Origin of the sequence: Micromonospora sp. AMSO12t, assembly GCF_008806585.1 — a bacterium.
GTDB lineage: Bacteria > Actinomycetota > Actinomycetes > Mycobacteriales > Micromonosporaceae > Micromonospora > Micromonospora reichwaldensis.
In genome coordinates this window covers 1-10,300 of the sequence record NZ_WAAS01000233.1, presented here as the reverse complement: position 1 = coordinate 10,300, position 10,300 = coordinate 1, and the positions used below count along the sequence as shown (strand labels likewise).

10 protein-coding genes and 1 pseudogene are annotated in these 10,300 nt (G+C 73.9%); 8 read left to right on the top strand and 3 right to left on the bottom strand.

Annotated features, from left to right (window positions below):
* Nucleotides 1-135 (top strand): annotated as a pseudogene (locus F6X68_RS25650) (NAD(+)/NADH kinase); the annotation flags it as partial.
* Here F6X68_RS25650 and F6X68_RS25645 read toward each other — a convergent pair.
* The 3 genes from F6X68_RS25645 to F6X68_RS25635 are packed head-to-tail and all read right to left on the bottom strand — an operon-like array spanning nt 104 to nt 3,225.
* Nucleotides 104-1,096 carry an alcohol dehydrogenase catalytic domain-containing protein gene (locus F6X68_RS25645; protein ID WP_151456684.1) on the bottom strand — a complete coding sequence of 331 codons (993 nt, stop codon included), beginning with the start codon at nt 1,094-1,096 and terminating at the stop codon, nt 104-106. The pseudogene F6X68_RS25650 and the gene F6X68_RS25645 sit on opposite strands and share 32 nt — an antisense overlap.
* A complete protein-coding gene (locus F6X68_RS25640) occupies nt 1,093-2,511 on the bottom strand; it encodes an aldehyde dehydrogenase family protein (protein WP_151456683.1) in 1,419 nt (472 codons plus the stop codon). Before F6X68_RS25640 ends, F6X68_RS25645 begins: the two co-directional genes overlap by 4 nt.
* 48 nt (nt 2,512-2,559) lie before the next feature.
* On the bottom strand, nt 2,560-3,225 hold the full coding sequence (locus F6X68_RS25635) for a TetR/AcrR family transcriptional regulator (RefSeq protein WP_151456682.1): 666 nt from the start codon (nt 3,223-3,225) through the stop codon (nt 2,560-2,562).
* An 89-nt stretch (nt 3,226-3,314) separates the two neighbouring features.
* Between F6X68_RS25635 and F6X68_RS25630 the strand changes: the two genes are divergently transcribed.
* From F6X68_RS25630 to F6X68_RS25600, 7 genes are all read left to right on the top strand, one after another.
* Nucleotides 3,315-4,463, top strand: coding sequence for an acyl-CoA dehydrogenase family protein (locus F6X68_RS25630; RefSeq protein WP_151456681.1), 1,149 nt, complete (start codon nt 3,315-3,317; stop codon nt 4,461-4,463).
* Nucleotides 4,464-4,477: 14 nt separating this feature from the next.
* A complete protein-coding gene (gene fabG / locus F6X68_RS25625; protein ID WP_151456680.1) occupies nt 4,478-5,236 on the top strand; it encodes a 3-oxoacyl-ACP reductase FabG in 759 nt (252 codons plus the stop codon).
* A gap of 35 nt (nt 5,237-5,271) precedes the next feature.
* On the top strand, nt 5,272-6,444 hold the full coding sequence (locus F6X68_RS25620) for an acyl-CoA dehydrogenase family protein (protein WP_151456679.1): 1,173 nt from the start codon (nt 5,272-5,274) through the stop codon (nt 6,442-6,444).
* A complete protein-coding gene (locus F6X68_RS25615; protein ID WP_151456678.1) occupies nt 6,441-6,908 on the top strand; it encodes a MaoC family dehydratase in 468 nt (155 codons plus the stop codon). Before F6X68_RS25620 ends, F6X68_RS25615 begins: the two co-directional genes overlap by 4 nt.
* 180 nt (nt 6,909-7,088) lie before the next feature.
* Nucleotides 7,089-7,901 (top strand): SigB/SigF/SigG family RNA polymerase sigma factor, encoded by an 813-nt coding sequence (locus tag F6X68_RS25610; protein WP_151456677.1) that lies wholly within the window; start codon nt 7,089-7,091, stop codon nt 7,899-7,901.
* Between the two features lie 284 nt (nt 7,902-8,185).
* Nucleotides 8,186-9,331 carry a M20/M25/M40 family metallo-hydrolase gene (locus tag F6X68_RS25605; RefSeq protein ID WP_225852424.1) on the top strand — a complete coding sequence of 382 codons (1,146 nt, stop codon included), beginning with the start codon at nt 8,186-8,188 and terminating at the stop codon, nt 9,329-9,331.
* Between the two features lie 168 nt (nt 9,332-9,499).
* The gene (locus tag F6X68_RS25600; RefSeq protein WP_225852425.1) at nt 9,500-10,099 is read left to right on the top strand and encodes a nitroreductase family protein; all 600 of its coding nucleotides are present in this window, start codon (nt 9,500-9,502) and stop codon (nt 10,097-10,099) included.
* Nucleotides 10,100-10,300: the final 201 nt, after the last annotated feature.

Sequence of the window (10,300 nt, the reverse complement as noted above, 5' to 3'; positions counted from 1 at the left end):
CCGAAGCCGGTGCTCGGCGTACACGTCGGCAAGCTCGGCTTCCTCGTCGAGGTGGAGCCGCCGGAGCTACCGAGGGCCCTGGACCGGCTGGTGGCGCACGACTTCACGGTGGAGAACCACAGCTGCCGAGGGTGCCGTCGAGCACGGCCCGGGCGAGCTCGGGCACGTCCCGGTCCGGGTCGGAGGAGCCGTAGACCGAGGAGCGCAGGGTCCGGGCCGAGTGGAAGATGTCCAGCGCGCCCAGCCCGACGATGTCGTCCTTGGCGCCCATGCCGACGACTGTCACCTGACCGCCCCGGCGGGTGGCGCGCCAGGCGGTGCGGATCGTGGCCGACCGCCCGACGCACTCCAGCGCGTGGTCGACGCCCCGACCCGCTGTCCGCTCCCGGACCGCCCGGCTGAGCGTCTCGTCGGCGAGCAGGAAGTCGGTGGCGCCGGCCGCGACGGCCAGCGCCTTCTTGGTCGGGGAGACGTCGACGGCGAGCACCTGGTCGGCGCCGGCGGCCCGCGCGGCGGCGACCACCGACAGCCCCACCCCGCCGAGGCCGATCACGGCCACCGACTCGCCGGGGGCCACCCTCGCCGTGCGGCGGACCGCGCCGACGCCGGTGAGCACGGCGCAGCCCAGCAGCGCCGCCGCCTCGAAGGGCAGCTCCGCGGGAACCGGGATGACGGCGGCCTGGGGCACCACCACCTCCTCGGCGAGGGCGCCGAGGCCGAGCGTGACGTGCAGCGCTTCGCCGGCCGGCGTGCGTCCCCGGGGGGCCGACGGCGACCCGGTGCGCTCGCACAGCCACGGCTCGTCCCGCCCGCAGTACCAGCAGCTGCGGCACGGCGGGGCCCAGTTCAGCACCACGTGCGCGCCGGGCGCGACCCGCGTGACGGCGTCGCCGACCGCGAGCACCACCCCGGCCGCCTCGTGCCCCAGCACCAGCGGGTACGGGGGTGCGAGCGTCCCGTCGACCATGGACAGGTCGGAGTGGCAGACGCCAGCGGCGCGGACGCTCACCCGTACCTCGTCCGGGCCGGGGGCCGGCAGTTCGATCTCCTCCACCCGCAGCGGGGCGTCGACGGCCCGGACGACCAGCGCCCTCATCGCTGGATGGCCTTGACCTGGAGGAATTCCTCGAGCCCGTGCCGGCCCAGCTCCCGGCCGAGGCCGGACTGCTTGTAGCCGCCGAAGGGGGCGAGCGGGTTGAACGGGGCGCCGTTGACGTCGACGGCGCCGGTACGTAGCCGCCGGGCCACCCGCAGCGCCCGCTCCTCGTCGGCCGACCAGACCGCGCCGGCCAGCCCGTAGCGGGAGTTGTTGGCGATTGCCACCGCCTCGTCATCGTCGTCGAACGGCATGACGGCGAGCACCGGGCCGAAGACCTCCTCCTGGGCCAGGGCGCTGTCGGGGTCGACGTCGGCGATCACCGTCGGGGCGACGAAGTAGCCCCGCTCGGGCAGCGGGGCGTCGGGCCCGCCGGCGACGAGCCGGCCCCCGTCGGCCAGCCCCCGGGCGACGTGCTCGCGGACCCGTTCCCGCTGCGCGGCGGAGACCAGCGGGCCGAGCCGGGTGGCCGGGTCGAACGGGTCGCCGAGCCGGTAGCCCGCCGCGGCTTTGGCGGCCAGGTCGAGGGCCTCGTCGTAGCGGTCGCGGTGCACGAGCAGGCGGGTCCAGGCGGCGCAGGTCTGGCCGGAGTTGAGGAAGGCGTTGCCGACCCCCACCTTGACGGCCGTGGCCAGGTCGGCGTCGTCGAGGACGATGCTGGCCGACTTGCCGCCGAGTTCCAGGGCGACCCGGGCGATCCGGTCGGCGGCGAGGTGGGAGATCCGCCGTCCGGTGGCCGTCGAGCCGGTGAAGGAGACCATGTCGACGTCCGGGTGCGCGGCGATGGCCTCGCCGACGACCGGGCCGGTGCCGGTGACCAGGTTGACCACCCCGGGCGGGAAGCCGGCCTCGTGGACGGCGTCGAAGAGCAGGTACGCCGTCAGCGGGGTCAGCTCGCTCGGCTTGAGCACCACGGTGCAGCCGGCGGCCAGGGCGGGGGCCAGTTTCGCGACGACCTGGTGCAGCGGGTAGTTCCATGGGGTGATCGCCCCGACCACGCCGACCGGTTCCCGGACCACCAGCGAGTTGCCGACCGTCTCGTCGGCCGGGGGGCGGGCCGCCAGCTCGACGTAGCTGTGCAGGACCGTCAGCGGCAGGCCGGTCTGGACCCGGGTGGCGACCTTCAGCGGGGTGCCGAGTTCCAGGGCGACGGTGCGGGCGATCTCGTCGGCCCGGGCGGAGAGCGCGGCGTGCAGCCGGTCCAGGCGGGCGGCCCGCTCGGCGGGCGCGGCGTCGGCCCAGCCGGGGAAGGCGGCCCGGGCCGCCGCGACGGCGCGGTCGACGTCGGCGGGCGTGCCGGCCGGGACGGCGGCGACGACCTCCTCGGTCGCCGGGTTCCGCACCGCGACGGTCTCCCCGGCGCCGGCGGCGACCCACTCTCCGTCCAGGTAGAAGTCGGTCCGTGCGAGATCCATCGTGCCCCTCACGTACGTCGGCCGAAACTAGCAGCGCAAGTTTTGACTCTAGTACGCGTCGTCGGCCGGCGGGAGGGGCGGCAGCGGCCCGATGTGCTCCTCGTAGGTGCGCGACAGTCCGTGGATCAGCGCGTCGAGGCCCAGCGCGAAGGCGCCCTCGTCCACCCGCTGCTGGTGCTCGGCCAGCCGGTGGGCCTGGGTCAGGTGCGGGTACTGCTCCGCGTACAGCCCGGGGTCCTCGACGAAGCCCCGCGCGAACGAGCCCAGCGCCGAGCCGGCCACGAAGTAGCGCATGAGCGCGCCGACGTGGGTCGCCCGGGCTGGCGGCCACCCGGCGGCGACCAGCCCGCCGTAGACGGCGTCGGCCATGGCCAGCGCCGCCGGTCGGCGCCCCGGTCCCCGGGCCAGGTACGGCACGATGTTCGGGTGCGCGGCCAGCGCCGCCCGGTAGGAGTGCCCCCACCTGCGCAGCGCCTCGCGCCAGTCGACGCTGCCGAAGAACGACACGTCCACCTGGCTGGTGACGCTGTCGGCCACCGCGTCGAGGATCTCGTCCTTGGTGGCGAAGTGGTTGTAGAGCGAGGGTCCGCGTACCCCGAGTTCGGCGGCGAGCCGGCGGGTGGAGAAGCCCTCCAGCCCTTCGGCGTCGATCAGCGCGGCGGCGGTCTCGACGATCCGCTGCCGGCTGAGCAGCGCCTGCCGCGGCCGGGGCATCCGTCCTCCTTCGCTCGGGGTGGTCCGTCGCAGACTCTGCCACAACCGGGTCTGGACGGAATTAAACTTGCACCGCTAGTTTAAGCCTCATGGATCTGGAACTCTCCGCCGAGCAGGCGGCGGTCCGCCGGCTAGCCGCGGACTTCGTCGACCGTGAGGTGGTGCCGCACGCGGCCACCTGGGACCGCCGCGAGTCCGTGGATCCGGACATCGTCGGCAAGCTCGGCGAGCTGGGCTTCCTGGGGCTCACCATCGGCGAGGACGACGGCGGTTCGGGCGGCGACCACCTCTCCTACTGCCTCGTGCTGGAGGAGCTCGGCCGGGTCGACTCCGCCGTGCGGGGCATCGTCTCGGTCTCCCTCGGCCTGGTCGCCAAGTCGATCGCCGCGCACGGCTCCGCCGAGCAGCGGGAGCAGTGGCTGCCCCGGCTCTGCTCCGGCGCGGCGCTCGGCTGCTTCGCGCTGACCGAGCCGGACAGCGGCTCCGACGCCGCCGCGCTGACCACCCGGGCGGTCCGCGACGGCACCGACTGGCTGATCACCGGCGCGAAGATGTTCATCACCAACGGCACCACGGCCGACGTCGCGCTGGTCTTCGTCCGCACCGGCGGCCCGGGACACCGGGGCATCAGCGCGTTCCTGGTGCCCACCGACGCGCCGGGCCTGACCCGGCGGGAGATCCACGGCAAGCTGGGCCTGCGCGGGCAGGCCACCGGGGAGCTGCGCTTCGACGGCGTACGGGTGCCGGAATCCGCGCTCCTCGGCGAGGAGGGCGCCGGCTTCCGGCTCGCCCTCGCCACCCTGGCCAAGGGCCGGATGTCCGTGGCCGCCGGCTGCGTCGGCATCGCCCAGGGCTGCCTGGACGCGGCCGTCGGCTACGCCGGGCAGCGCACCCAGTTCGGCAAGCCCATCGCCGGCCACCAGCTCGTGCAGCAACTGCTCGCCGCCATCGCCGTCGACACCGACGCCGCGCGGCTGCTGGTGTGGCGGGTGGCCGACCTGATCGACCGGGGCGAGCCGTTCGCCACCGAGGCGTCGATGGCCAAGCTCTTCGCGAGCGAGGCCGCCGTGCGCGCCGCCAACAACGCGGTCCAGGTCTTCGGCGGCTACGGCTACATCGACGAGTACCCCGTCGGCAAGTACCTGCGCGACGCCCGCGTCGCCACCCTCTACGAGGGCACCAGCCAGATCCAGCAGCTGCTCATCGGACGCGCGCTCACCGGCGTCAACGCCTTCTAGAGCCAGGAGGAACCGTGACCAGATTCGCCGACCGGGTCGCCGTCGTCACCGGCGCCGCGCAGGGCATCGGCGCGGCCACCGCGCACCGACTCGCCGCCGAGGGCGCGGCCGTCGCGGTGGTGGACCTCGACGCCGTACGCGCCCGGGCCGTCGCCGACGAGATCGCCGCCGCCGGTGGCCGGGCTGTCGGCATCGGCTGCGACGTGACCGACGCCGAAGCGGTCGCCGCCATGACCGACCAGGTGGTCCAGGCGTACGGGGGGCTGCACGTGCTCGTCAACAACGCCGGGATCACCCGCGACAACCTGCTGTTCAGGATGCCGCTGCCCGAGTGGGAGGCGGTGCTGACCACCAACCTGACGAGCATGTTCCTCTGCTGCCAGGCGGCGCAGCAGCACATGGTGGCGGCCCGCTACGGCCGGATCGTCAACCTCAGCAGCCGCTCCGCGCTGGGCAACCGGGGCCAGGTCAACTACGCGGCGGCCAAGGCCGGCGTGCAGGGCCTCACCGCCACGTTGTCCGCCGAGCTGGGCCCGTTCAACGTGACCGTGAACGCGGTCGCCCCCGGCTACGTGGCGACCGCGATGACCGCGGCCACCGCCGAGCGGGTGGGCAGCAGCCCCGAGGAGCACCAGCGGGCGGTCGCCGAGCACACCCCGCTGCGCCGGGTCGCCCAGCCCGCCGAGATCGCCTCGGTGATCGCCTTCCTGGCCAGCGACGACGCCTCGTACGTCAGCGGCCAGACCCTGTACGTCAACGGCGGCGCGCGCTGAGCCGCGCGTAGCACCGCACCGACCCCGGAGGGGACATGGACTTCGCGCTCTCGGACACCGAACGGGCCATCCGCGACACGGCCCGCGACTTCATCGCCAGGGAGGTCATGCCGCTGGAGCCGGAGCTGCTGCGGCGCGAACGCGCCCACCGGCCCGGGCTGGAGCCGGACGAGCTGCGCGAGTTGCAGCTCAAGGCGCGGGCGTTCGGCTTCTGGGGGCTGGCCACCCCCGAGGCGTACGGCGGCATGGACCTGCCGGCCGTCACCCAGTCGCTGATCTGGACCGAGATCGGCCGCTCGTACGTGCCGTTCCGCTTCGGCGGCGAGGCCGACAACATCCTGTTCCGGGCCAACGAGGAGCAGCAGCGGGAGTTCCTGGTCCCGACGATCGAGGGGGAGCGGCGTAGCTGCTTCGCGATCACCGAGCCGGGCGCCGGTTCCGACGCCGCCAACATCCGGCTCAGCGCCCGCCGCGACGGCGGCGACTGGGTACTCAACGGCGAGAAGACCTTCATCACCGGCGGCAACGAGGCCGACTTCGCCATCGTCATCGCGGTCACCGACCGGGAGAAGGGCCCCCGCAACGGCGGCGCCACGGCCTTCCTGGTGGACCGGTCCATGGGCTGGCGCTCGGAGTTCATCCAGACCATGGGCGAGGGCGGGCCGGCCGCACTGGTCTTCGACGACGTGCGGGTGCCGGAGCGGAACATCCTCGGCGAGCCCGGCCAGGGCTTCGCGCTCGCGATGGAGTGGATCGGCAAGGGCCGCTACACCATCCCCTCGCACGCGGTCGGCATCGCCGAGCGGGCGCTGCGGATGGCGATCGACCACGCCACCACCCGGCAGACGTTCGGCCGGCCCATCGGCGACAACCAGGCGATCCAGTGGATGATCGCCGACTCCGAGACCGAGCTGGAGGCGGCCCGCTGGCTCATCCTGCGGGCGGCCTGGACGGTGGACCAGGGCATGGACCCGCGGCACGCCTCCTCGATGGCGAAGCTCTACGGCGCCGGCATGGTCAACCGGGTGGTGGACCGCGTGCTGCAGATCCACGGCGGCATGGGCTACACCCGGGAGCTGCCCGTCGAGCGGTGGTACCGGCAGGTCCGGCTCTACCGGATCTTCGAGGGCACCGACGAGATGCAGCGGCTCATCATCGCCCGGGACCTGCTGCGCGGCTACACCCGACTGGGAGGGCACCTGGCATGAGGACCTTCGACTCCGTCGACGAGCTGGCCGCCGCGGTCGGGGAGACCCTCGGCCCGGGGCCGTGGCAGCGCATCGAGCAGGGGCGCGTCGACCTGTTCGCCGACGCCACCGACGACCACCAGTGGATCCACCTCGACCCGGAGCGGGCCGCCGCCGGCCCGTACGGGGGCACTATCGCGCACGGCTTCCTCACCCTGTCGCTGCTGCCGGCGCTGGTGGGGCGGCTCTACCGGGTGCGGGGCGTGCGGATGGGGGTCAACTACGGGCTGAACCGGGTGCGGTTCCCCGCCCCGCTGCGGGTCGGCACAGCGGTCCGGGCCGTCGCCACCATCGCCGAGGTGTCGCCGGTGGCCGGCGGGGTGCAGCTGGTCACCGCCGCGACCGTGGAGTGCGACGCCGGCGGCAAGCCGGTCTGCGTCGCCGAGACGGTGAGCCGGCTCCACGTGGGGCCGGCGGCCTCCTGAACCACGGGCGGCACCAGCCGCGCGTGGCGGGGACCACATGGTTAGCGCCTTGTTCGGGAGTTTCTGTCGCTTTTATCCATCGGCCGTTCGGTTGATATGGCGACGGCCGTTGGTCTAGGGTGGTGGCACTGCGGTCGCCGGTACCCGGCGTCGCCGCATCTGTAGGACAGGAAGGGCAGCATGATCACCACGACGACCGCGCCGACCACCACCACCGACGCCACCACCACGGCCCCCGGTGACGAGACCCGCGCGAGTGAGCTGACCGCCGCCCTCGCCGCCCTGCCGGAGGGGCACCCCGACCGGCCGGCGCTGCGGGCGCGGGTGATCGAGGCGTGGCTGCCGCTGGCCCACCACCTCGCCTTCCGCTACAGCGGGCGCGGCGAGCCCAACGGGGACCTGGCCCAGACCGCCGCCCTCGGGCTGATCAAGGCCGTGGACCGGTTCGACGCCTCCCGTGGCGTGGACTTCGCCGGCTTCGCCATCCCGACGATCCTCGGTGAGATCAAGCGTCACTTCCGCGACCGCACCTGGAACATCCGCGTGCCGCGCCGCCTGCAGGAGCTGCGGCTGCGCATCTCCGAGGCCAACGGCACCCTCACCCAGACGCTCAACCGCGCGCCGACGGTCGCCGACATCGCCGTCCACCTCGGCGTCACCGAGGAAGAGGTCCTGGAGGGGCTCGAAGGCGCCCGCGCCTACAACGCGGTCTCCCTGTCCACCCCCATCGGCGACGGCGACAGCGCCACCGAGCTGGGCGACACCCTGGGCGCAGAGGACAGCGAGTTCGAGCTGGCCGAGCTGCGGGTCGCCCTCGGCCCGGCGCTCGCCACCCTCGACGAGCGGGAGCAGAAGATCCTCACCCTCCGCTTCTACGGCAACCTGACCCAGAGTGAGATCGCCACGCAGGTCGGCGTCTCCCAGATGCACGTCTCCCGCCTGCTCGCCCGCGCGCTGGGCAAGCTGCGCGGCCAGCTCGAGGGCAGCCGCTGACGACACCCCCGCGGTGGGCGGCCACGTAGCCGTCCGACACCCGCCTCGACGTACCGTCCTCGTCCGCCCCGCCGTGCCCGGCGGGGCGGACGAGTGCGTTTCCGGCCTGGGTGGCCGGTCCGCCTCGTGGCCCTGTCTTCCAGGTTGCCGTGTTGGGCGCCGCAGCACCGCATCCGTGCGGTGTCGGCGACGCGCCCTGTGGTCGCCGGGGGTGGCGATGCCACCATCAGACCATGGTGGATGTCGATGTATTTCGGCGTGGGGCGCAGGCCCGGGCAGCGGTGATGACGGCGCGGTTGCGCCGGTTGGTGACCTGCGAGTCGCCGCCGGGGCGGGGCCGGGAACTGGCGGCCTGCGCCGATCTGCTCGAGGCGTGGGGCGACGCCGCGCTGGGCCGGCGGGGGCGTCGTGTCGTCCTCGATGGACTGCCGCACCTGCTCTGGGCGGCCCCCGACCAACGCGTGCTGCTGCTGGGCCACTACGACACGGTCTGGCCGGCGGGCACCATCCGGGACTGGCCGTTCACGATCACCGGAAGCACCGCGACGGGGCCCGGCGTCTGCGACATGAAGGCCGGGATCGTGCAGATGCTCACCGCGCTGGAACTGCTGCCGGACACCTCGCGGGTGGGGCTGCTGCTCACCTGCGACGAGGAGAGCGGGTCGGCCACCTCACGGCCGCTGATCGAGGAGCAGGCCCGGCGCTCCGGGGCGGTGCTCGTCGGCGAGCCGAGCACCGAGGGCGGCGACCTGAAGGTCGCGCGCAAGGGCGGCTCCGTCTACCGGATCACGGTGCGGGGCCGGGCGGCGCACGCCGGCGTCGAACCGCACCGGGGCGTCAACGCCGGGGTCGAACTCGCGCACCACGTCCTCGCGGTGCAGGCCTTCGCCGCGGGGGAGACGAGCGTGACCCCCACGGCCCTCACCGCCGGCACGATGACGAACGTGGTGCCGGAGTCCGCGGTCCTCTGCGTCGACGTACGCGCCTGGACCCGCGAGGAGCTGCACCGGGTGGACCGGCTGGTCCGCGAGCTGACCCCCCGGCTGCCCGACGCGCGGTTGGCCGTCAGCGGCGGGATCAACCGGTACCCGCTGCCGGCCTCGGTGTCGACGCCGCTGCTGCGGGTCGCGCAGTCGGTGGCGGTGGACCTCGGGCTGCCGGCCGTACGCGGCGTCGCCGCCCCGGGCGCCTCCGACGCCAACTTCACCGGCGCCCTCGGCGTACCGACCCTGGACGGTCTGGGTGGGGTGGGGGGCCTGCCGCACGCGCGTGGCGAGTACGTCGACGTCGCGCGGATGCCGGAGCGCACCGCGCTGCTGGCCGCCCTGACGGCCCGCCTCCTCGCCACGCCCGGCCCGACCGAAGCCGCCGAGGAGCACCGGCCGCTCGGCGCGGTACCCGCCGGGCAGGGCTCGTCGACGGACGGGTGAGCCGCCCACCCGCCCCGGGCGGCGGCCGGCGGTCGAAGTTCCGCACGGTTGCGTAAACGCGCCCGGCGCCGTTGGGCGATGCTGGATCCGTCGATCACGCGGGAGGCGTTCATGGCTGTAATGACCGGTGACCCCGGACCCGACTCGCGGCTGGCGGCGGCGGGGGACATGGTGCACAACGCGCGTACCTTCGCCGACCGGATGGCCGCCAGACGCTCCATCCGGCACTTTTCGCCGCAGCCGGTGCCGATGGAGGTCATCGATGAGGCGATCCGCGCGGCGGCGACCGCGCCGAGCGGCGCGAACCTGCAACCGTGGCGGTTCGTCGTAATCACCGACGCGGCCCGCAAGCGCCGGCTGCGGGAGGCCGCCGAGGCCGAGGAGCGCGAGTTCTACGCCCGGCGCGCGTCGGCGCAGTGGCTGGAGGCGATCGCCCCGATCGGTACGGACTGGCACAAGCCCTTCCTGGAGGTGGCGCCGGTCGTGATCGTGGTGTTCGAGGTGCACCAGGGCCCCCGGTCCCCGAAGCCCTACTACGTCAAGGAGTCCGTGGGCATCGCGGTCGGCGTGCTGATCACGGCGCTGCACCACGCCAGCCTGGCCACCCTGACGCACACGCCGAGCCCGATGCGCTTCCTCAACGAGGTGTGTGAACGCCCGCCGGAGGAGCGCCCGTACCTGGTCATGCCGGTCGGCTATCCGGCGCCGGACGCGACGGTGCCGGACCTGGTCCGCAAGCCGCTGCCGGAGGTCCTGATCCGGCGGTGACGGCCCCTTCCCCGGGCCGACGCGGGCCGGCCGAATATCACCGTTCTCGTAAACAATCAATGATCCGCGCGTAATGAAGTGCCGCACGTTGGAAGATGCCGCGCTGCGCCGTGGCAACCAAGATTCTTTTCGCAACTCCTGTGACGGACCGATCGGTGATTCGCCGGCCGGCGGTGCGTCCGGGTCTTGGCGGGCTTCGGG